This window comes from Mesorhizobium sp. B3-1-9, assembly GCF_006439595.1.
GTDB lineage: Bacteria > Pseudomonadota > Alphaproteobacteria > Rhizobiales > Rhizobiaceae > Mesorhizobium.
Genome location: NZ_VFTJ01000008.1, coordinates 23552 through 43975, shown reverse-complemented (window position 1 = coordinate 43975; position 20424 = coordinate 23552). Strand labels below are relative to the sequence as shown.

The following is a 20424-nucleotide window of genomic DNA, read 5'->3' as shown; positions in this document are numbered from 1 at the left end:
GTCATTTCACGCCAATGCCAGCGGTCAGGCCGCCATCTATTTTGTAGTCCGCGCCGGTGCAGAAGCCGGCCTTGGAAGAACACAGAAAGGCGATGATCTCCGCCACTTCCTCGGGCTCGCCGATGCGGCCGAGCGGATGGGCCGCGCCGAAGCGCCTGTAGGCTTCCTCGACGTCGGCATCGCTGCCGTTTTCGCCACGCGCTGCTTTCTCGAGGATCGGCGTGCGAATCGAGCCGGGGCTGACCGAATTGACCCGGATGCCGGCGGCCGCATAGTCGAGCGCCAGCGAACGCGTCAGCGTGTGGATGGCGCCCTTGGTGGTGGCATAGGCGGCGACGTTCTGCTGGCAGGCGAAACCCTGCACCGAGGCGACGTTGACGATAGCGCCGCCGCCGCGCTTGATCATTTCCGGGATGCCGAAATGGGCGGTCAGATAGATCGAGCCGACATTGACCGTCATCGCCTTGTTCCAGGTTTCCCAGTCGGTCGTCGTGGCGGTTCCATAGGGATGGACCGCCGCTGAATTGACGATCACGTCGAGGCCGCCGAAGCGCTCGACGCCGACAGCGACGGCGTCGCGGACCTGGTCTTGCACGGAGACGTCGGTGTCCACGACCAGCGTGCCGGCCCCTGAACTTCCCAGCTCCGCTCGCATCGCGGCATTGGCCAAGCGGTCGATGCCGCAGGCGACGATCGCGGCGCCGCCGGCGGCAAGGCGCCTGGCGGTCGCGAGACCGATCCCGGTCGTCCCTGTCACCAGCGCGACCTTGCCTTCAAAATCCTTCATTGCGGGAACTCCTTCATTCACGTGTCGGAAGCCGGCTCTTCCGGCAGGAATCGCAGGGCGAAATCGAGATGGCGGCTCATCAGATAGGCGTAAGCCAGCCTGTCGCGCGCGCGTAGCGCGGCTATGATCTCGCCATGCGCAGCACGGGTGTCGGCCAACACCGGGCGCATTTCCTTGCCGATGGTCATGATCCGCAGGATCACGGGCGACAGGAAGGAATACATGTCGGTGAGCATGCGGTTGTCCGCCAGCCCGATCAGCGCCCTGTGGAAATTGAAATCGTTCTCGGCGGCTTCCTCGATCGAGCGGCTGTCGACGATCCGGGCATTGATCTCGTCGAGCGCCTCGATCTGCTCGCTCGTGGCATTGAGCACGATGTGGTCGCCGATGCCGACCTCGATGATGCGCCTGAAACCCTGGATGTCGGCAAAGGACGAGCGCGAAACATCCATGTGGGCGGCGAAGAAATTCTGGATGGCGATGCTCTGCCCGTCGGCGAGCACCGCGCCGACGCGCGGTTTGGGCTCGATCAGTCCATAGGTGCGGATGGTGCGCAACGCCTCGCGCACCGTGTTGCGGCTGGCGCCGGTGATCTCGCTGAGCTCGCGTTCCGTCGGCAGCACGTCGCCGACATTGAGCTGTCGCGCGCGAATAAGGTCGAGGATCCGTCCTGCCGCAGTGTCGACCGCGGAGCTGCCGCCAGCGCGGCGGGCAACGACGCTATCGCGCACGGCTTGCGAATTTTCCGGCATAGATCCTCCTAATTGTTGGACCAACATATCGTATGATTTGAGGAAAACAACCGGGCTTGGGATTGATGTTGGCGAATTTTACGGGCTTTCCCGAGAGAATCGGCCATTCGTGAGCGCCAAATTTTAATTTGACTCCCGTTGTGGTCCAACAATAAGTTGCCGACTTCTCACGGAGGAAAGCGGCAAATGGAACAAACCTGGCGCTGGTATGGTCCGGACGACCCGGTGACACTCGATCATATCAAGCAGGCGGGGGCGACGGGCGTGGTCTCGGCCCTGCACGACATCTATGACGGACGCGTCTGGCCCATGGAGAACATCCTCGAGCGCAAGCGCATCATCGAGGCGGCGGGGCTGGCCTGGTCGGTCGTCGAGAGCATACCGGTCCACAACTCGATCAAGATCGGTTCGCCGGAGCGGCTCCGCTATGTCGGCTTCTACAAGGACACGATCCGTGCGCTGGCGAAGGCCGGCATCGCGACGATCTGTTACAATTTCATGCCCGTGGTCGACTGGACCCGTACGGATCTGGCTTACCGCCTGCCGACGGCAGGTTATGCGCTACGTTTCGACGCGATCGATTTCGCCGCCTACGACCTGTTCGTGCTGAAGCGCCGGAATGCCGAGGCCGGCTACACGCCTGCCCGCATCGCCGAGGCGGAAGCGCGGCTGAAGGAGCTTAGCGACGAGAAAATAGACAGGATCGAGCGCAACCTCATCGCCGGCCTGCCCGCCACCGAGCGCGCCTACAACCGCGACAGCTTTCGCGAGGCCTTGGCCGACTACGATGCGATCGGGCCGAAGGAATTGCGCGAGAACCTGGCTTGGTTCCTGCGCGAGATCATTCCGGTGGCCGAACAGGAAGGGGTGCGCATGTGCATCCATCCCGACGATCCGCCATTCTCGCTCTACGGCCTGCCGCGCATCGTCTCGACCGCCGAGGATGCGCGCTTCATCCTCAATGCCGTCGACAGCCCGGCCAATGGCCTGACCTTCTGCACCGGCTCCTACGGCACGCGCGCCGACAACGACATCGTCGCCATGGTCAAGGAGTTCGCCAGCCGCATCCATTTCGTCCATCTACGCAACGTCACCATCGAGGATGACGGCTCTTTCCACGAGGCCGAGCACCTCGAGGGCGGCACCGACATGGCGCATGTCATCCTCGCGCTGATGCAGGAGGAGGCGCGCCGTCGCAAGGAAGGCCGCGCCGACTGGCGCATCCCGATGCGTCCGGACCACGGGCACCTCCTCGCCGACGACATCGGCAAGGCCAGGATCAATCCCGGCTACTCGCTGATCGGCCGGCTCAAGGGTCTCGCCGAGTTGCGCGGCATCATGCGGGCCGTCGAGCGGTTCGGGCTGGCTTGAGACGGTTTGCGTATGTGAAAACTATTTGCTCAGGTAAAAATACCTGCTAGTGGTTTGCGGACCGGGCACATGCCCGGTTGCAGGGAGGAATTGCGGGATATGACAAGACTGCGCGGTCTCGCGTGGGATCATCGACGTTGCTGGGGTCCGCTGGATGCCAGTGTCGGGCCGTATCGCGCCGCCAATCCCGGCCTGGAGATCGAATGGGACCGGCGCAGCCTCTATGAATTCGGCGAGGGCGCGCTCGGCCCCGTGCTCTCGGCCTACGATCTGGTGGTGTTCGACCATCCCTTCATCGGCGACATCGCGCAGGACGAGCTGATGGTGCCGTTCGACGCTTATCTGTCGGCGGAGCAGGTCCGCTTCTTCGAGCAGGATTCCGTCGGTCCGTCCTGGCGGTCCTACGAGAAGAGCGGGCGCCAATGGGCATTGCCGATCGATGCCGCCTGCCACGTCGCCTCGTATCGCCCGGACCTGCTGGAACGCTACGCACCGGTGCCCCGCACGCATGAAGAGGTGGTCGCGCTCGGCCGGCTGGCGCGCAAGGAAGGGAAATGGCTCGGCCTGCCTTTCGTGCCGACGGACGCCATGTGCCTGCTGTTGACGCTTGGCGACGCACAGGAGGACGGCGAGCAATTCATCGCGACGGACATGGTCGAGCAGGTCGTCGGGCAATTGCGCGAGCTTGCGGCGCTGTCGCATCCGAACTCGTCCGGTTGGAATCCGATCCGCTGCTACGACCACATGGTCGCGCATGACGACGTTGTCTATGTGCCGTTCGCCTTCGGCTACGTGAACTATGCCGCGAAGACCGACAGGCCGTATCTGCGCTTTGCCGACGTGCCGACCCCGCGATCGGCCGGCGCCCTGCTCGGCGGCGCCGGCATCGGCGTCAGCGCCCAGTCGAAGCACAAGCAGCAGGCGATCGACTACGCGCTGTTCCTATGCTCGCCCGACTATCAGCGCGGCGACTATGTGAAGTCGGGTGGACAGCCGGGATCGCTGGCAGCCTGGAAGGACGCCGAAGTCAATCGTCTCTCCGCCGATTTCTTCTCCTCGACGCTGCGCACGATCAGCTCGTCCTATCTGCGTCCGACACATCCAGGCTTCATCGCCTTCTTCCGCGAATGCGCGCCGCGCGCGGCCGCGGCCATAGCCGGCGACATCGGCGCTGCGGAGCTCGCCGACCACGTGAACCGCCTCTATCGCGAAACCAGGCAGCCGGAACGGAGCATTGCGTGATGGCTGCCGGTATTGCCGAAACGCTCGAGGAAAGCGAAAGCGGCCGCAACGGATATCGCGTGCCGGCGGTGGAGAAGGCGCTCGACGTGCTGGAGTTCATGGCCTCCAGCGCCGATGCGATGACCCAGACCGAGATTGCGACCGGCCTTGGCAGGTCCATCCACGAAATCTACCGCATCCTGCTTTTGCTGGAGAAGCGCGGCTACATCTTCCGCACGCAATCGGACCGCTTCCGGCTGTCGCTGAAACTGTTCGAGCTGGCGCATATGCATCCGCCGGTGAACAGGCTCGTCGAATCCGCGCTGCCGGCGATGCGCGAATTGACCGCCAATGCCGACCAGAGCTGCCACCTTGTGGTGCGTGAAGGGCAGAACGCGCTGGTGGTGCTGCAGATCGATTCACCGCTGCCGATGCGCTATTCGGTTGCGCTCGGATCGCATTTCCCGATCCTGGAAACCAGTTCCGGCGCGGTGCTGCTCGCCCACTCGAACCGGGCCGAGCGCGACCGCATCGTCGAGCGCATCGTCGCCGCCGGCGAAGGCCAGGGAACGCGCGGGGAAATCGAGGCACGGCTGAACGAGGTGGCCAGGCTCGGCTACGAGATGCGCGCGTCGCTGGCCGTCGAGGGCTGCACCAACATCTCCATGCCCGTGCGCGACCATGTCGGCGCCGTCATCGCCGCGCTTACGGTCCCGCTGCTGCCGCAGAAAGCAGCACGTTTCGACCGTCAGACCGTCTTCGAACGAACCCGGACAGCCGCCGAGAAGATATCGGCCGCGCTCGGTTGGGGCGAAGCCAACAGCTCTTCACGTGCCGACCCGGAACGGCGGGATTACCCGTTCAGCGACTGAGACAAACGAAAACCTGGGAGAGAAAAATGCACTGGTCCAAATCAATCCTGCTCGCATCCGCGGCCATGCTGGCCATTGGCGCGGCGGCGGCGCATGCCGAGAACATGCCCAAGCACATCGGCTACGTCACCAACTACGCCACGCATGAGTGGTACCAGAACGTCATCAAGGGCATGAAAGCGCATGGCAAGGAACTGGGAATCGAGGTCGAGGTGCAGGACGCCAATCTCGACATAGCCAAGCAGGTCGCCGCGGCCGAAGACTTCATCGCCAAGGGCGTCGACGTGCTGATCATCACCCCGGTGAATGAGGAAGGCGTGGTGCCGCTGCTGCGTCAGGCCAAGGCCGCCAACATCCCGGTGGTGCTCGAGGGAAACCCGGTCAAGGGCATGACCACGATGGTCGCCATCTGCGACTACGACACCGGCTATTTCTCGGGCGTCGAGGCCGGCAAATATGCCAAGGAAAAGCTCGGCGGCGTCGCCAAGGTGATGAATGTCGGCCTGCCGTTGCTGTCGGCGACGGTGCTGCGTTCGCAAGGCTTCATGGACGGGCTGAAGACCATCGTCCCCGACGCGGTCATGGTCCACGACCTTGACGGCGGCGGTAATCCGGACCGCGCGCTTGAAGTGTCGTCGGCCGCACTCGCCAAGAATTCCGACATCAACATCATCTACGGCATCAACGATTCGTCCTCGCTGGGCGGCCTGCAGGCATGGAAGGCTGCCGGCAAGTCGCAGGACGGCCTGCTGACGGTCGGCACCGGCGGCGAAGGACTTGCCTTCATCAACGCCATGCAGAACGAGCCGTCCTACCGCATCGAGGCCGCCATGTTCCCGGAAAAGGAAGGCTTCACGACCATCGACGCGGCGGTCAAGCTGTTCAACAACGAGCAGGTGCCGGAGCACATCGTCAGCCCGACCGCGCCGATGACTGGCGACGAGTGGAAGAAATACTATGATTATGACGGCACGACCCGCACCATCAAATGGGATGCCGTCAATGCGCTCCAGCCGCCGGCAAAGTGCATGAAGACCTCGGCCGACCTGAAGAAATAGGTCGATCGACACGGTCCTTCCCGCGTCGCGGGAAGGACCACCAGCCAGGCGCCGACGGCCAGCGAAAACACGGCGCCGGCGCCTGACCTTAGAGCCGGATGATTTCAGGTCTGTTCGACCTGAAATCTGAATCCGTCTCTAAATCCGAGAGATAGAGCATGATGTCGTCCGAAAACCGCTTCACACTTTTCGGCATCATGCTCTAGCGACGGGAACGGACTGATATGAGCGAGCTTACACACGCTTCCGCGCAGAAGCGTTTCATCGGCGGCCAGCTTCTCGGCAGCAGCCAGCTGGTGCTGGGCGCCATCCTGGCGGTGCTTTGCATCGCCATATCGATCGTGGCGCCGCAGTTCTATTCGGAGGCCAACATCATCGCCATCCTGCGCCAATGCGCGCTGGTGCTGATCGTCGCTTCGGGCATGACCATGCTCATCATCACGGCGGAGGTCGACCTGTCGGTCGGCGCCTCGCTTGCCTTTGTCGGCTGCATCGGCATGGCGGTGCTCAATTCCACCCATAGCCTCGCGCTCGGCATGCTGGCGGCACTCGCCTTTGCCGGCGGCGTCGGCCTGTTCAACGGGCTCGTCGTCACCAGGCTCAGGGTGAATTCGCTGATCGCCACCATCGGCACCATGATGATGCTGCAGGGCGGCGTCTATCTGTTCACGCGCGAGGCGGTGCAGAACCACAATCAACTGGCAAGCTTCACCGATCTCGGCGCCGGCTATGTCGGCGCCGTGCCGGTTCCCGTCATCCTGGCGGCGCTGATCTTCCTTGTTGCCTATGTGACGCTGCGCTTCACCACGCTCGGCCGCTATCTCTACGCGGTCGGCGCCAATGAAAAGGCGGTGCGCCTCTCCGGCCTGCGTTCGGAACGGCTCAAGCTGCTTGCCTTCGTCGTCACCGGCCTGTGCGTCGGCGTTGCCGGCATGATCCTGTCGTCATTGATGAATGCCGGCCAGCCGACCGCCGGGCGCGGCTTCGAGCTGACGGTGATCGCCGCCGTCATTCTCGGCGGCACCAGCCTGCTCGGCGGCCGCGGCTCGCTGTTCGGCACGCTGCTCGGCGTGCTGGTGCTGAAGGTGATCGACAACGGCATCATCATCCTCGGCTGGAACCAGGACCTGCAGATGGTGGTGCCGGGCATCGTCATCATCCTGGCGACCTATCTCGACATCATCCGGAACAAAGCCAATGTCCGTTGATTTCCTTCATCCCGGCGAAGGCGCGGCCATCGACACGAATGTGTCGGCGCTGGAGATGCGCGGCATCGGCAAGCGGTTTCCGGGCGTGGTGGCGCTGGACAATGTCGACTTCACCCTGGAGCCCGGCAAGATCCATGCCCTGATGGGTGAGAACGGCGCCGGCAAGTCGACGCTGATCAAGATCATGGCAGGCGTCTACGGCAAGGATGCCGGCACGGTCCGCATGCGCGGACGCGAGGTCGACATCAAGTCGCCGCGCGACAGCCTGAAGGAAGGCATCAAGGTCGTCTTCCAGGAGATCGCGTTGATCTCCGAATTCACCGTCGCGGAGAACATCTTCCTCGAAGGCTATCCGACCGGCAGGACCGGCTCGATCGACTGGAAGAAGATCCGCGCGGACTCGGCGGCGCTGTTCAATCGCATCGGCTTCAACGTCGATCCAGCGGCGCGGACGGGATCGCTGCCGGTGAGCCAGCAGCAGATGGTCGAGATCGCCCGCGCGCTCGCCCACGAGGCGCGTGTGGTGGTGATGGACGAACCGACATCCTCGCTGACGCCGAACGAAGTCTCGCTGCTGTTCACCGTCATCCGCCGCCTGGCATCGCTCGGCATCGCTGTGGTCTATGTCAGCCACAAGCTCGACGAGGTGTTCGAGATCGCCGACACGGTGACGGTGCTGCGCGATGGACGCCACATCTCCACCAAGCCGATCGGCGAGCACACCAACGACACGCTGATCCAGGACATGATCGGCCGCCGCATCGACAACCTCTTTCCCCGTCAGCGCGGCGTGGCGGGCAGCAAGGTGGCGCTCTCCGTCGAGAAGCTCAGCACGGCGAAGAAGCTCATCGACGTGTCATTCGAGGCGCGCGCCGGCGAGGTGCTCGGTTTCTTTGGATTGATGGGCGCCGGCCGGACCGAGCTCGCCAAGGCGATCGTCGGCTACGATCCGATCATTTCGGGCACCATCGCGGTCGACGGTCAGCGCCTCGCGCCGCACGACACGCGCACCGGCGTGCGGCTCGGCATCGGCCTGCTCACCGAAGACCGCAAGAGCGAAGGCCTGATGGGCGAGCTACCCGTCTACCAGAATGCCAGCCTCGCCTCGCTCGGCGCGTTCGCCCGCCTGGGCTTCGTCGACAAGGCGAAAGAGCATCAGGCGGTGCAAGACTATGTCGACCGCTTCCGCATCAAGACGCCCAGCCTGTTCCAGCAGATCAAGAATCTGTCGGGCGGCAACCAGCAGAAGGTGCTGATCTCGCGCTGGCTGATGCGCGGCCTGAAGGTCATCGTCGTCGACGAGCCGACACGCGGCATCGATGTCGGCGCCAAGTCGGAAATCTTCGCGCTGATCGACCGGCTCGCCGGCGAGGGCCTGGCGGTCGTCATGATGACGTCGGAGATGCCGGAGCTGCTCGGCCTCGCCGACCGCATCGCGGTGATGTGCGAGGGCCGCCTGACCGCGGTCATGCCGCGCGAGGAAGCCACGCAGGAGAAGATCCTCAATGCGGCGATCGGATAGAACCATGGCGCATCGCCGCAGCACTTCTTGCGATACGCGCCATTCCCTTGGAGGAGGCAAGCGATGAGCCTGGCAAGCACGGCTTCCGCAAAAGACCGGCCATCCATGCTGGCGCGGCTCTTTGCCCGGCAGGAACTGGCGCTGCTCGTCTGCCTGATCCTGGTGCTGGCGTTCTTTTCCGCGACGGTCGAGAATTTCTTCTCCGTGCGCAACATGACCAACGTGCTGGGCCAGGCCTCGCTGGCGCTCACCGCCGGCATCGGCTGCGCCATCGTCTTCATATCCGGCGAGGTCGATATCTCGATCGGCTCGCTGCTGGCGACCATCGCGCTGCCGCTGATCATCATCATGAACGATACCAATTCGCTGTTGCTCGGCGTCGGCGGAGCGCTGCTGTTCGGCCTGATCATCGGTATGGTGAACGGCTATCTCGTCGCCTATGCCGGCATCAACTCGCTGATCGTAACGCTCGGCACGATGTTCATCATGCGCGGCGGCGTCTATCTCTACACCGGCCAGCGCGCGATTCCCGACGACGCCAGCCTCGACAGCTTCATCGCGCTGTCCGACGGGCGTCTGTTCAACATCATCCCATATTCGGCGGTGATCGCCATCGTGCTCCTCGCCGCCTTCGGCTACATGATGCAGCACCGGCCGTTCGGGCGGCAGATCTATGCCGTCGGCGGCAACCAGGAGGTCGCGCGGCTGGCAGGCTACGATGTACGGCGCGTCAAGTTCATCTGTTTCATCATCAGCGCGCTGCTGGCGACGGTCGCCGGCATCATCCTGGCGGCACGTGTCGGCTCGGCGCAGCATACGGCGGGGCTCAACTTCGAATTCCAGGTCGTTGCCGCGACGGTTCTCGGCGGCGTGAGCCTTGCCGGCGGCATCGGCAGCCTGACAGGGATGGCGCTCGGCGTGCTGATCCTGCAATTCCTGTCGAACGGCCTGCGCGGGCTCGGGCTGCCGACCGAATGGCAGCTTGTCATCACCGGCATGATCATCATTGCCGCGGTCGCCTTCGACGAAGCGAAGCGCCGGCGCGCGAATGGAGGCTGACATGGCTCGTCTTGAAGGAAAAACAGCAGTCATCACGGGTGCTGCCGACGGCATCGGCCACGCGATCGCCGAGGCGATGGCGCGGGAAGGGGCGCATGTCTTCCTCGGCGACATCGCCGACGAGGCCGGCGAGGCGTTCGCCGCGGCACTTCGCGCGGCCGGCCGCCGCGCCGACTATGTCCATTGCGACGTCTCCCAGGAGGCCGATATCGCCGGCCTGATCGACAGCGGGGTGAAGGAGACCGGACATCTCGACATCCTGGTCAACAATGCCGCGATCGCCATAGGCGGCATGCCGGTGCACGAGATGACCGACGAGCAATGGCACCGGCTGATCGCGGTCAACCTGACCAGCGTGTTCCGCGGTTGCAAATACACGCTGCCGCACATGATCGCGCAGAAGTCGGGATCGATCATCAACATGGCCTCGGCACAGGGCCATATCGGCCTCGACGGCTGGACCGCCTATGCCGGCGCAAAGGGCGCGGTGATGGCGATGACGCGCCAGATGGCGGTGGAGTTCGGCCCGATGAACATCCGCGTCAATTCGATCTCACCCGGCACCATCAACACGCCGATGAACGACAGGCTGATCAAGGAGATCGGCGGCAATCTCGCCAAGGCCTGGGTCAAGATGCATCCGCTCGGCCGCATCGGCGAGCCTTCCGAAGTGGCCGAGGCCGCCGTCTATCTCGCCTCCGATGCGGCCGGCTTCACCACCGGCACCGACCTGCGCGTCGATGGCGGGCTGACGGCGGCACCCCGCTACGTTCCCGAACTGCTTTGAAAACGAAACGAGACATGAAATGAACAAGGCCCTCGAAGGCGTCCGTATCCTCGATTTCAGCCATCTGCTGCAGGGGCCGTTCGCCACGCAGCTGCTGGGCGACATGGGCGCCGACGTCATCAAGATCGAGCGCGCCGGCGCCGGCGACATGTTCCGCGGCATGACCTTCTTCGCCAAATGGGTCGGGGGCTCCGAGAGCCCGAACTTCCTCGCCTGGAACCGCAACAAGCGCTCGATCGCGCTCAACCTGAAAAGCCGCAAGGTGCACGCCATCATCATGGAGATGGCCCGGACCGCGGATGTCGTGGTGCAGAACTTCCGCCCCGGCGTGCTGGCCAAGCTCGGCTACGGTTACGAGGACTTCAAGGCCGTCAATCCGCGCATCATCTACTGCTCGGGCTCGGGCTATGGCGAGGAGGGGCCTTACGTCGAGCGCCCGGGGCAGGACATGCTGATCCAGGGGCTTGCCGGGCTGATCGCCAATACGGGCCGCGGCGACCAGGCGCCGGTTCCGGCAGGCGCCGGCCTCGCCGACCAGATCGGCGCCATGAACATGGTCTACGGCATCCTGTCGGCGCTCTATTATCGCGAGAAGACCGGCAAGGGCCAGAAGATCGAGGTCAATCTGCTGGCCGGCCTGCTGGCGCATCTCAACCAGGAATATGTCGCCGTGCTCAATCTCGGCGAGGATTTCGTGCGGCCGAATTCCGGCATCGGCCATCCCGGCATGCAGGCGCCGTTCGGCATCTACGAGACCAGGGATGGCGGCTATGTGTCGATCGCCATGAGCCCGTTCAAGACGCTCTACGAAGTGCTGGAGGCGCCGCAACTCGCCGTCTACGACGATCTCAAGACGCTGTTCGACAAGCGCGACGAGGTGTTCGAGAAGGTCAATGCCGAGACGAAGAAATTCGCCACGCAGGACCTGTTGGCGCGGCTACTGGCAGCCGACATCTGGTGCGCCGAGGTGAAGGACATTCGTCGCGCGGCGGAAGACCCGCAGGTCACGCATATGGGCATGATCACCAGCTACGATCATCCGCGCGGCGGCAAGGTGAAGGTGGTGGCGCCAGCCGTCAAGATGAGCGAGACGCCCGCGACCATCGAGCGACCGGCGCCGTTGGTCGGCCAGCATGGCCGCGAGATCCTGGCCGAGTTCGGTCTGTCGAAGGACGAGATCGCTGCACTCGAAGCGTCGGGCGACATGACCGTGGACGCGGTCTGAGGATGGGCGCCTACCAGACACTCACGGTCGAAACCCAGGGCCGGGTCGCGGTCGTCACCTTCCGCCGCGCCGACCAGCTCAACGCCATGAACCGGATCATGCAAGGCGAGATCACGGAGGCGTTCGAGGCTCTCTCCTCCGACCCCGGCGTCGGCGCGATCGTGGTGACCGGCGAGGGGCGCGGCTTCATGGCCGGCGCCGACATCAAGGAATACGCCGCCCAGACGGCGGCAGAGTTCGATACGTTCCAGGCTGCCGGGACGCGCATGTATGCGGCGATCGAGAACAACCGCAAGCCGGTGATCGCGGCGGTCAACGGCTTCGCGCTGGGCGGCGGCATGGAGCTGGTGCTGTGCTGCGACATCGTGATCGCCAACCAGTTCGCGAAACTCGGCCTGCCGGAAATCAAGCTCGGCCTGATCCCCGGCGGTGGCGGCACGCAACGCAGCGTCGCCAAGCTCGGCCGCAACCGCGCCAATCTTCTGCTGATGACCGGCGCCATCGTGCCGGCCTCCGAATTCGTGAGCGCCGGCCTGGTCAACGAGATCGTCGATGTCGAAAGGCTGATGCCGCGCGCGCTGGAACTGGCCGGGACGATCGCCGCCGAGCCCGCCGCCGCGATCGAAGGCCTGAAGGCCCTGACGGCCCATGCCGTGTCCGGCGATCTGGCCGATGGCCTCGCCATGGAGCGCAACATATTGGGCGGCCTCTACCGCAGCGAGATCGGCCAGCGGCGCGTCAAGGAGTTCGCCGAGAGGAGCGCCGTGAAGAAGGCCGGCTCATGAGTGGCGACGACAATCGCGGCCTCGGCTGGGCGCATGGCGCGCTGACCGTGCAGCGGCTCGGCGCCGTGACAGATCGCAGGTCAGTTTCCCTGGTCAAGCCGAACCGGCCCCGCTTCACCGATATCGAGGGGCTGGCGGCGATGGTCGGCCACGGCGACGCTTTCGGCGTCGGCGGCCACCACTTCGCCCGGCTGCCGATCGCGTTGCTGCGCGCGATCGCCGGGTCCGGCGTGAAAGATTTGCGCTATGTCTCCTGGGCCGGCGGGCTGCCGCTCGAGCTGCTGCTCGAGGCGGGCGCGGTGGCGGAAATCGAGCTGTGCTTTTCCAGCCTCGACATCTTCGGGCTGCCGCCGAGGTTCCGCGCGGCGGCCGAGAACGGCGCGATCCCCGTCCGCGACTTGACGGCTCTGGCCATGATCCAGGCGCTGCGGGCGGCACAGCAGAACCTGCCGTCGATGCCGTTCCAGTTGCCTCAGGGCTCCGACATGCTGGCGCGCGTGCCGGGCGCGATCGCCAGGCCTGATCCGCTTGCTGGGACCGATACGGGGTTCGTCCCGCCGCTCAGGCTCGATACGTTTATCGTCCATGCCCAACGCGCCGACGAAAGCGGCAATGTCGAGATCAGCGGGCCGCGGGCGCTGGACTTCGCTATGGCGGGCGCGGCGCGCAAGGTGCTGGTCACGGTCGAGGAAATCGTCCCGGTCGGGGCGCTGCGGCGGGACGGCCGTCAGAGCATCTTCACTCGCAATCAGGTTTCGGCCATAGCGCTCGCGCCGGGCGGGGCCTATCCGGCCTCGTGCCTGCCATTCTACGTCACCGACTATCAGGCCTTGTCGGAGGCGTTCGCGGCGAATGACGCAGCTTTGTCAGACAAGCTCGGCCTGCCTGCTGACGGCGTGCCGGAGCGGCTTCAAAAAGCGGCCAAGGTCACCGCCGAAACGGTCCTCGCGATGCCGGTGCCCGCACAGGGGAACGGGAAGGCAACCGTCGACGAGATCATTGCCGCGCGGATCGCCCTCGAGCTCGACAATGAGAGCTTCGCCAGCGCCGGCGCGGTCTCGCCGCTCGCCAATGTTGCCTACCGGCTGGCCAAGGCGACGCACGCGCCGGACATGATCATCGCAACGATGAGCTGCGGCCATCTCGACATCGCACCGAGTCCGATGATGCTGTCATTGATCGAAAGCCTCGATTGCGAGACAGCCGTGGCTCATGCCGGCGGCGACGACACCTATTCGGCCTACTATCAGGCGGGCGCGGTGACGCATGAGATCGTCGGCGCGGCACAGGTCGACCGGCGCGGCCGCGTTAACACCATCGCGCTCAGCAAGCGGAGTGGCGGCCTCATCCGGCTGCCAGGGCAGGGCGGCATGGCCGACGTCGCCAACATGCATCGCGACTATCTGCTCTACGTCCCGCGTCATTCGGTCCAATCGCTGGTGGACGCGGTCGAGATCGCAAGTTCCGCCCGCGGACTGCTGACGCCGGCCGAACGCGAGCCGATGGGCTATCGGACAGGCAAGGCGCTGGTTTTCACCGATCTCTGCATCTTCCGGCTCGACCAGACATCGCGGGAATTGACCGTCGTCGAAACCATGCCAGGCGTTACCCAGCAGCAGGTCCGTGACGCCACCGGGTTCGAAGTGACATTCGATGCCGATTGCCGCGAGGTGCCGGTGCCCTCCAGCGATACGCTCGCCGTGTTGCGAAACCGCATCGACCCGCTTGGCCTGCGTCGTCTGGAATTCGTCAGCGCCAAGGAGCGTGGCGCTCTGATCGCCGAAATCCTCGCGGCCGATCGCGCGATGGTCGAGCGCTGCATCGCCGCGCGGACGTCGTCCGCCGCAAGCTGAGGAGCGTTCCATGGCAAAGCCGTTGCTCGAGATGTCGGCCGCCCGTGTCTTCTTCGACGGCATCTTCACCAATCCACGCGTCGCGCATCCGGAGGGCGTGGCAGTCCATCGCGACGGATCGATCTGGTGCGGCACCGAAACCGGCGATCTGCTGAGGCTGGCGGCCGACGGCGGCTCGGTCGAGCGCATGGGCGGCACCGACGGTTTTCTGCTCGGCATTGCCTTCGACCGTGCCGGCAACTGCTTTGCCTGCGATCTCAGGCATGCCGCGATCTTCCGCTGGGATTCCGTGACAGGTCGCATGGAGCGCTTCGCTTCGTCCGGTATCCGCGTGCCCAACTATCCGATCGTCGACGAGGCGAGAGGCTGGCTCTTCGTTTCGGACAGCGTCGGCCAGGACAATCGCTCGGGTATCTTCCGTTACGATCTCAGGACGGGCGAGGGCGGCCTGTGGTTTCAGGAGCCCATGTCGTTCGCCAATGGCATGGCCATGGCGCCGGATGGCAACGGCCTCTACGTGGTGGAAAGCAACGCGTCTTGCGTCAGCTTTGTGCCGATCCTTGGCGACGGCAGTGCAGGGGCCAGTGAGGTCGTGGTCGAAGGCGTGCGCAACGTTCCCGATGGTGTGGCCTTCGCTCGCGACGGCTCGCTGCTGATCTCATGCTACGAGCCGAGCCGCATCTATCGCTGGCGAAAGCAGCAAGGTCTCGAAGTGCTGATCGAGGATCCGGCGGCGACAACGCTGGCGCATCCCACCAACATCGCCTTCAAGGGCGACAAGCTCTACACCGCAAATCTTGGCCGCTGGCACATCACCGAGATTGATCTCGCAGCGATTCCGGGCTTGAGCGGCGCTTAAATTAGACCGGCAAAAGATACACGGCGCCGCCGCGAAGGGCGAGGGGTATCCTTCGGGCCATCATCGGCAGGCAGGCTTAAGCGCGCGTGTCAGGTCGGGTTGTGGCCGATCCGCCGGAAAATGAAGCTTTCATTTTCCTCCGGCGCTGCCTCTGCCTGCGCAGCGTCGGTCAGTATCGCCATTCGATTGTGGATCGGCGACTTGACGCACGCCGGATCCGTTGCGGTGGCATCGCCGGCAATCGCCATCGCCTGACACCTGCAGCCGCCCCAATCGATCTCGCGGCGCTCGCAGCTTCGGCACGGCTCGTGCATCCAGCCGGTGCCGCGGAAGGCGTTGAAGGCCGGTGAATCGGTCCAGATCTCGGCGAGCCTGCGGTCTCCGAAGCGCTCGAAGCGCAGCGAGGGAATCGTCTGGGCGGCATGGCACGGCAACACGGTGCCGTCGGGAGCCACCATGAAGGCGTCGCGCGCCCAGCCGCCCATGCACGGCTTGGGATAGATGGCGAAATAATCCGGGGTGACGAAATCGATGGTCATGATGCCGGCAAGCCTTTCGCGCGCCGCCGCGACGATGTCCGCCTGGCGGTTGACCGCTGCCAGGTCGGGCATCAGCCTGTCGCGGTTGGCGAGCGCCCAACCGGCATATTGGACATTGGCGATCTCGAGCCGCTCGGCATCCAAGGAGAGGGCGAGATCGATGAATTCCGCCACTTCCTCGATGTTGTGCCGGTGGACCGGCGCATTGATGGTGAGGGGCAGTCCGGCCGCGCGGGCGCGGTGCGCCGTCTCCAGCTTTTTCTCGTGGCTGCCCCGGTAGTTGCCGATACGGTCGGTTGTCACTGGTCGGGCGCCCTGGAAGCTCAGTTGCAGGTGGTCGAGACCGGCTTCGGCAAAGGCCTCGATGCGGCCCTCGGCGATGCCGACGCCGGCGGTGATGAGATTGGTGTAGACGCCACGCGCCGAAAGCCCGGCAATCAATTGCTCGAGGTCGCGGCGCAGGGTCGGCTCGCCGCCGGAAAGATGCACCTGCAGCACGCCGAGATCGGCGGCCTGCGAGAAGAGATCGAGCCAGGTCTGCGTGTCGAGCTCGCGATTGGCCTTCAGCAATTCGAGCGGATTGGAGCAATAGGGGCACTGCAACGGGCAGCGATGCGTCAGTTCCGCCAGCATGCCGATCGGAGGCAGAATGGGCTCGCTCATAGCTTCACCAAAAGCTTGTCCGACCATTCCTGCAGGAAGGCGATGACGTCGGCCGCCACGTCCTCCGGGCCTGCGTCATAATCGGCCGCAAGACCGGCGATGATGCTGTCGACGGTGGACTGGCCGTCGCAGCGGCGCAGTATGTCGAGGCTGATCTCGTTCGGCCAGAATACCTTCTCCGGCGAAAGCACGGCGAAGGCCTGCCGCACGGGATCGTACTGGATGCGCACATGCTTGGGCAGCGATGGCGCAGACCGCAACGACACAATGGCTCTTTCGCGCAGCGCCGTCATAAGGCCTCCTCCGGGCGGAAGGCGCCGGGCGGGATGTTTCCCGGCGCGCCGTAGGCATGCTGGAGAGCATCGAGCATGGCCCAGAGTATATCGCATTTGAACACCAGCGCATCGATCGCCTGCTGCTGGCGTTCGGGCGTGTCGGCGTGGGCGAGCACGTAGGCGAGGGCGAAGTCGGCGTCGCGCGATGCCTGTTCGGGACGCCGGCTGAAATAGGCCAGCGTATCCTCGGTGATGTAATCGTATTTCGCGAGCATCGCCGGCACCCGCTCGCCGATGATGCGCGGCGAGAACATCTCGGTCAGCGACGACGCGACCGCCTCGAGCAGCGTCCGGTTCGTGCAGAACGACAGGTAGGCGCCGACGGCGAAGCGGGTCGCCGGCAGCGCCAGCCTTTCGCTTTTGACCGCTTCGGCATCGAGCCCGAGCGAGTTCGCCAGATGCAGCCAGCGCGCGATGCCGCCGCTCCAGCCGTCCTCGCCGTCATGGTCCTCGATGCGTTTGCGCCAGGCGGCGCGAAACGCCGGATCCTCGGCATGTGCCAGGATCATGGCGTCCTTGCGCGGAATGACCGCCTGGTAGCAATATCGGTTCAGCGCCCAGGCCTGCATTTCGGCTTTCGACAGCGCGCCGCCGGTCATTCTGTGATGGAAAGGATGGCGGTTGTGATAGCGCTCGTCACCGACCTGCCGCAGCACAGCCTCGAGCTCGCTCTTGGACAGGCCGCCTCTGGCCGCGTCGCGGAAATCGCTCAAAATTCCATCTCCATGCCATCGCTGGCGATTTCCCAGCCAGCCGTCCTGACCGCCGCGTGTTCGGCGGAATTCTCGTCCAGAACAGGATTGGTGTTGTTGATATGGATGAAGATACGGCGAGCGATCTTCACATCGGCCAAGCCGGCAATCGAACCCGCTTGTCCGGACATTGCGATGTGCCCCATGCGCGCGCCGGTTTTCTGGCCGACACGCGCCGCGATCATCTCGTCGTCCGTGTAGACGGTGCCGTCGAACAGAAGGCAGCCGGCATTGGCCAGGCGCGCGCACAGCGCGGCATCGATGCGCGCGCAGCCCGGAATGTAGAAAACGGCGCCGCTGCCGTCGGCCCCGCTGATACGGACCCCGATCGTGTCGCCCGTGTCGGAGCTGAAGTCGGCATCGGAATCGCCTCCTTGCTCGAGATAGAGCGCGACCTTCCCGGGCACCGGAAAGCTGCCGACGACAACGCCGGTCGGATGGCCGTCCGCGTCGCGGATTGCCATTTCCTCCGTTGGCGCCAGGAGACGCCGCGGCACGATCACCGGATCGAGGACATTGAAGATCGAATTCGCCTCCAGCGTCGCCAGCACCTGTGCCGTCGCATAAATCGCGAAGGGCTGTCGTTCACGCAGGCTGAGCAGGCCGGCGATATGGTCCACGTCGGCATTGGTCAGCACCACCGCGCGGATAGGCGTCGAGCGCAACGGTGCGTCGGCCGCGGGCTGCAGCTCGGGCGCGTGCGCAATCTGCTGGCGGATGTCGGGCGATGCGTTGAAGAGAACCCAACCCGTCCCGTCCGCCGATGCGGCAATGGATGATTGGGTTCGCGAATGCACGCCGGACATCCCGCTGCGAGCCGCGCGGCTCAGGCGGTGATTGCAGTTCCATTGCGGAAAGCCGCCTCCGGCCGCCGATCCGATGATCTTCACGCGCATGGCAAATGCGTGCTCCGCGGCCAGTCTGGCCGGCTTGTCGGCGTTAGACAGCTTTGTATCCGCGTTGTTTCCCGCTGCAAAGCGTGCGGCGGGGGTGCATGCCCCTGCTGCCAGGGACATGCACCCTTGCGGCCTACTTCCTGGGAGGAATTTCAGCAGGCAGATACCGCGAAATTTCGAAGCCCGCAGCAACCTGGCACATGGTCGGTTTCTTCCAGCTCTTCTTCATCGCATTCTCCTCTTCTGCCAGCCCGAAGGGGCCGGTCATGTCGTTGGCGCCATTGCGGGCGGGTGCAATGGCTCGTCCATCACTTCACAAATGGACAAATGAAACACCGGGTTCTCAAACAACTAAAGAAAACTATCTGCCTCGAAGATCGGTTCCTTCCCTCCATCGCCGTTTTCGCGCCGATCGCGTTCACCCCGGCGCCGCCGTGATCGGGTTGTCATGTTCGTCGATCAGCGGCACGTTGTAGTCGAGCAGGAGCTTGTTGATCTCCGCCTGGTTCTCGCGGATCACCTTGTTGAGCATACGCTTCCATTCCTGGTCGGATGGACGCACGCCCATGGTGATGCGGTAGGACATGCGTGAACCGGTCTTTTCCTTGACCAGCGGAACGATCGTGACATTCGCGCCGAGCTGCCTTGCGTAGTAGCCTGCCATCGGCCCCCACAGGATCGCCGCGTCGATCTTGCCGGCAAGCATGTCCTTGAGTACGACTTCTCCCATCGACGGGGTGACGCGCGTATCGACGGCCAGCGGGTAGATCTTCGCCGTTCGCAAGAGCTTGTTGGCGGCCATGTTGGCGGTCGGCGGCGTGCGTTCGACGACGCCGATCCTCTTACCGGCGAGTTTCGGATCCTCGATCGTCTCGACACCCTCGAGGTCATCGCCCTTCGGGTGCACAAGCACGTAGGAGGAGCGATAGTAGGCGTTGGTGTTCTGCACCAGCTCGTCGCCCTGGGCATAGCCCATGATGATGTCGCATCGGTTGGCGGCAAGCGTGTTGCGCACGAAGCCCATGACAGTCGGAAACCATGTGTAGGCGACCGACTTCCGCCCTGTCTTCCTGGCGACCAGCTCGGCCAGCTTGTTTTCGAATCCCTGACCGTTCTGGTCGGTGAAGGGCATGTTCGAAGGATCGGCGCAGACGCGCAGGATGTCGGGGTCGACCAGCTCTCCCGCTGCGCCAAGGCCGGCGCCTTGCGCCCAGGCGGCCGATGGCAGCAAGGCGAGCGCGCCGAGCAGGGGCAGAACGAAACGTGGCTTCGATGCAACCCGGCCTGTCACGTCATCCCCCCATGCAGGATTTTTCGGCATCCTTGGCCGCCTGGGGTTTGTCCTCGTGCTTGGGCGGCCTGCCGCGCGGCGCGGCGCCGTCGGCGCGGGCGCGCAGATAGACGTAGAGGTCATCCAGGTAGCAATAGACGTTCTTGTTGTCGCCAAAGGCCGGCATGACATTCTCCTTGCCGTTGGCGGTGTTCTTGCGGCCCTGGGCGACGATCGAGAGGAAGGTAGGGTAGTCGATTGTCTTAAGGCTGTTCGCCAGGGCCGGGGCATAGGTCGAACCCATCCCGTCCTGTCCGTGGCAGACATGGCAGTCCGAGTGATAGCGGCGATAGCCGCTGAAGGTGTACCAATCCACGGTTCCGTTCTCGATCTTGTAGGTTGGATTTCCATCCGCATCCAAATATTTGCCGCCCTCGTCCTTCACCGCCTTGGCTTTGTCGGCGCTGTCCTCGGCCTGCGCTGAAGTCGGGCCGGCCAAAGGCAGAAGGGTCAGGGCGAGAACGGAAACTGCGATGCGGATGGACATTCAGACACTTCCTTATTTTGCCAAGGACGAAGGGTTGCCGTCGCGAAGCGGCGTTGACCGGTG

At 64.4% G+C, this 20424-nt stretch carries 21 protein-coding genes; 12 read left to right on the top strand and 9 right to left on the bottom strand.

The annotated features are described in order from the left end of the window. Position 1 precedes the first annotated feature (1 nt). On the bottom strand, positions 2-787 hold the full coding sequence (locus FJW07_RS16335; protein WP_140857559.1) for an SDR family oxidoreductase: 786 nt from the start codon (positions 785-787) through the stop codon (positions 2-4). 17 nt (positions 788-804) lie between these two features. Further along, complete coding sequence (locus tag FJW07_RS16330; protein WP_181182652.1) at positions 805-1539, bottom strand: FCD domain-containing protein; 735 nt, start codon at positions 1537-1539, stop codon at positions 805-807. 186 nt (positions 1540-1725) lie between these two features. Between FJW07_RS16330 and uxuA the strand changes: the two genes are divergently transcribed. The 12 genes from uxuA to FJW07_RS16270 all read left to right on the top strand — a co-directional run bounded on the left by uxuA (position 1726) and on the right by FJW07_RS16270 (position 15359). Beyond that, positions 1726-2910, top strand: a complete 1185-nt coding sequence (uxuA, locus tag FJW07_RS16325; protein WP_140857558.1) for a mannonate dehydratase — start codon at positions 1726-1728, stop codon at positions 2908-2910. Between the two features lie 99 nt (positions 2911-3009). Further along, entirely contained in the window at positions 3010-4152 is a 1143-nt protein-coding gene (locus FJW07_RS16320) for an extracellular solute-binding protein (RefSeq protein WP_140857556.1), read from the top strand. Beyond that, positions 4152-5003, top strand: coding sequence for an IclR family transcriptional regulator (locus FJW07_RS16315; protein ID WP_140652839.1), 852 nt, complete (start codon positions 4152-4154; stop codon positions 5001-5003). Before FJW07_RS16320 ends, FJW07_RS16315 begins: the two co-directional genes overlap by 1 nt. 26 nt (positions 5004-5029) lie before the next feature. Continuing rightward, positions 5030-6061 carry a sugar ABC transporter substrate-binding protein gene (locus tag FJW07_RS16310; RefSeq protein WP_140640355.1) on the top strand — a complete coding sequence of 344 codons (1032 nt, stop codon included), beginning with the start codon at positions 5030-5032 and terminating at the stop codon, positions 6059-6061. Positions 6062-6285: 224 nt separating this feature from the next. Next, a complete protein-coding gene (locus FJW07_RS16305; RefSeq protein ID WP_140857554.1) occupies positions 6286-7269 on the top strand; it encodes an ABC transporter permease in 984 nt (327 codons plus the stop codon). Further along, on the top strand, positions 7259-8791 hold the full coding sequence (locus FJW07_RS16300; RefSeq protein ID WP_140857552.1) for a sugar ABC transporter ATP-binding protein: 1533 nt from the start codon (positions 7259-7261) through the stop codon (positions 8789-8791). Before FJW07_RS16305 ends, FJW07_RS16300 begins: the two co-directional genes overlap by 11 nt. A 63-nt stretch (positions 8792-8854) precedes the next feature. Then, on the top strand, positions 8855-9850 hold the full coding sequence (locus tag FJW07_RS16295) for an ABC transporter permease (RefSeq protein ID WP_140857550.1): 996 nt from the start codon (positions 8855-8857) through the stop codon (positions 9848-9850). A gap of 1 nt (position 9851) precedes the next feature. After that, positions 9852-10637: an SDR family oxidoreductase gene (locus FJW07_RS16290; protein WP_140857549.1), complete on the top strand. Its 786-nt coding sequence runs from the start codon at positions 9852-9854 to the stop codon at positions 10635-10637. Between the two features lie 19 nt (positions 10638-10656). After that, a complete protein-coding gene (locus FJW07_RS16285) occupies positions 10657-11862 on the top strand; it encodes a CaiB/BaiF CoA-transferase family protein (protein WP_140652851.1) in 1206 nt (401 codons plus the stop codon). Positions 11863-11864: 2 nt separating this feature from the next. Then, the gene (locus tag FJW07_RS16280; RefSeq protein ID WP_140857547.1) at positions 11865-12647 is read left to right on the top strand and encodes an enoyl-CoA hydratase/isomerase family protein; all 783 of its coding nucleotides are present in this window, start codon (positions 11865-11867) and stop codon (positions 12645-12647) included. Next, entirely contained in the window at positions 12644-14500 is a 1857-nt protein-coding gene (locus FJW07_RS16275) for a CoA-transferase (RefSeq protein ID WP_181182651.1), read from the top strand. Before FJW07_RS16280 ends, FJW07_RS16275 begins: the two co-directional genes overlap by 4 nt. A 10-nt stretch (positions 14501-14510) precedes the next feature. After that, the gene (locus tag FJW07_RS16270) at positions 14511-15359 is read left to right on the top strand and encodes an SMP-30/gluconolactonase/LRE family protein (protein WP_140857546.1); all 849 of its coding nucleotides are present in this window, start codon (positions 14511-14513) and stop codon (positions 15357-15359) included. Between the two features lie 89 nt (positions 15360-15448). On the opposite strand, the gene pqqE is transcribed toward FJW07_RS16270, so the two are convergent. The 7 genes from pqqE to FJW07_RS16235 all read right to left on the bottom strand — a co-directional run bounded on the left by pqqE (position 15449) and on the right by FJW07_RS16235 (position 20361). Then, on the bottom strand, positions 15449-16561 hold the full coding sequence (gene pqqE / locus FJW07_RS16265) for a pyrroloquinoline quinone biosynthesis protein PqqE (RefSeq protein WP_140857544.1): 1113 nt from the start codon (positions 16559-16561) through the stop codon (positions 15449-15451). After that, on the bottom strand, positions 16558-16854 hold the full coding sequence (pqqD, locus tag FJW07_RS16260) for a pyrroloquinoline quinone biosynthesis peptide chaperone PqqD (protein ID WP_140652859.1): 297 nt from the start codon (positions 16852-16854) through the stop codon (positions 16558-16560). The genes pqqE and pqqD overlap by 4 nt, the downstream gene beginning before the upstream one ends. Next, complete coding sequence (gene pqqC / locus FJW07_RS16255) at positions 16851-17609, bottom strand: pyrroloquinoline-quinone synthase PqqC (RefSeq protein ID WP_140857542.1); 759 nt, start codon at positions 17607-17609, stop codon at positions 16851-16853. Before pqqC ends, pqqD begins: the two co-directional genes overlap by 4 nt. Then, entirely contained in the window at positions 17606-18544 is a 939-nt protein-coding gene (gene pqqB, locus FJW07_RS16250) for a pyrroloquinoline quinone biosynthesis protein PqqB (protein WP_140857810.1), read from the bottom strand. The genes pqqC and pqqB overlap by 4 nt, the downstream gene beginning before the upstream one ends. A 133-nt stretch (positions 18545-18677) precedes the next feature. Next, on the bottom strand, positions 18678-18812 hold the full coding sequence (locus tag FJW07_RS32280; RefSeq protein ID WP_264296173.1) for a hypothetical protein: 135 nt from the start codon (positions 18810-18812) through the stop codon (positions 18678-18680). A 150-nt stretch (positions 18813-18962) separates the two neighbouring features. Continuing rightward, the gene (locus FJW07_RS16240) at positions 18963-19865 is read right to left on the bottom strand and encodes a substrate-binding domain-containing protein (protein ID WP_140707703.1); all 903 of its coding nucleotides are present in this window, start codon (positions 19863-19865) and stop codon (positions 18963-18965) included. After that, positions 19837-20361 carry a c-type cytochrome, methanol metabolism-related gene (locus FJW07_RS16235; RefSeq protein ID WP_140640331.1) on the bottom strand — a complete coding sequence of 175 codons (525 nt, stop codon included), beginning with the start codon at positions 20359-20361 and terminating at the stop codon, positions 19837-19839. Before FJW07_RS16235 ends, FJW07_RS16240 begins: the two co-directional genes overlap by 29 nt. Positions 20362-20424: the final 63 nt, after the last annotated feature.

What these genes read in the sequence shown, in the direction of transcription:
- FJW07_RS16335 (WP_140857559.1), bottom strand. Translation starts at nt 787, where the DNA reads ATGAAGGATTTTGAAGGCAAGGTCGCGCTGGTGACAGGGACGACCGGG.
- FJW07_RS16330 (WP_181182652.1), bottom strand. Translation starts at nt 1,539, where the DNA reads ATGCCGGAAAATTCGCAAGCCGTGCGCGATAGCGTCGTTGCCCGCCGC.
- uxuA (WP_140857558.1), top strand. Translation starts at nt 1,726, where the DNA reads ATGGAACAAACCTGGCGCTGGTATGGTCCGGACGACCCGGTGACACTC.
- FJW07_RS16320 (WP_140857556.1), top strand. Translation starts at nt 3,010, where the DNA reads ATGACAAGACTGCGCGGTCTCGCGTGGGATCATCGACGTTGCTGGGGT.
- FJW07_RS16315 (WP_140652839.1), top strand. Translation starts at nt 4,152, where the DNA reads ATGGCTGCCGGTATTGCCGAAACGCTCGAGGAAAGCGAAAGCGGCCGC.
- FJW07_RS16310 (WP_140640355.1), top strand. Translation starts at nt 5,030, where the DNA reads ATGCACTGGTCCAAATCAATCCTGCTCGCATCCGCGGCCATGCTGGCC.
- FJW07_RS16305 (WP_140857554.1), top strand. Translation starts at nt 6,286, where the DNA reads ATGAGCGAGCTTACACACGCTTCCGCGCAGAAGCGTTTCATCGGCGGC.
- FJW07_RS16300 (WP_140857552.1), top strand. Translation starts at nt 7,259, where the DNA reads ATGTCCGTTGATTTCCTTCATCCCGGCGAAGGCGCGGCCATCGACACG.
- FJW07_RS16295 (WP_140857550.1), top strand. Translation starts at nt 8,855, where the DNA reads ATGAGCCTGGCAAGCACGGCTTCCGCAAAAGACCGGCCATCCATGCTG.
- FJW07_RS16290 (WP_140857549.1), top strand. Translation starts at nt 9,852, where the DNA reads ATGGCTCGTCTTGAAGGAAAAACAGCAGTCATCACGGGTGCTGCCGAC.
- FJW07_RS16285 (WP_140652851.1), top strand. Translation starts at nt 10,657, where the DNA reads ATGAACAAGGCCCTCGAAGGCGTCCGTATCCTCGATTTCAGCCATCTG.
- FJW07_RS16280 (WP_140857547.1), top strand. Translation starts at nt 11,865, where the DNA reads ATGGGCGCCTACCAGACACTCACGGTCGAAACCCAGGGCCGGGTCGCG.
- FJW07_RS16275 (WP_181182651.1), top strand. Translation starts at nt 12,644, where the DNA reads ATGAGTGGCGACGACAATCGCGGCCTCGGCTGGGCGCATGGCGCGCTG.
- FJW07_RS16270 (WP_140857546.1), top strand. Translation starts at nt 14,511, where the DNA reads ATGGCAAAGCCGTTGCTCGAGATGTCGGCCGCCCGTGTCTTCTTCGAC.
- pqqE (WP_140857544.1), bottom strand. Translation starts at nt 16,561, where the DNA reads ATGAGCGAGCCCATTCTGCCTCCGATCGGCATGCTGGCGGAACTGACG.
- pqqD (WP_140652859.1), bottom strand. Translation starts at nt 16,854, where the DNA reads ATGACGGCGCTGCGCGAAAGAGCCATTGTGTCGTTGCGGTCTGCGCCA.
- pqqB (WP_140857810.1), bottom strand. Translation starts at nt 18,544, where the DNA reads ATGCGCGTGAAGATCATCGGATCGGCGGCCGGAGGCGGCTTTCCGCAA.
- FJW07_RS32280 (WP_264296173.1), bottom strand. Translation starts at nt 18,812, where the DNA reads ATGACCGGCCCCTTCGGGCTGGCAGAAGAGGAGAATGCGATGAAGAAG.
- FJW07_RS16240 (WP_140707703.1), bottom strand. Translation starts at nt 19,865, where the DNA reads ATGCCGAAAAATCCTGCATGGGGGGATGACGTGACAGGCCGGGTTGCA.
- FJW07_RS16235 (WP_140640331.1), bottom strand. Translation starts at nt 20,361, where the DNA reads ATGTCCATCCGCATCGCAGTTTCCGTTCTCGCCCTGACCCTTCTGCCT.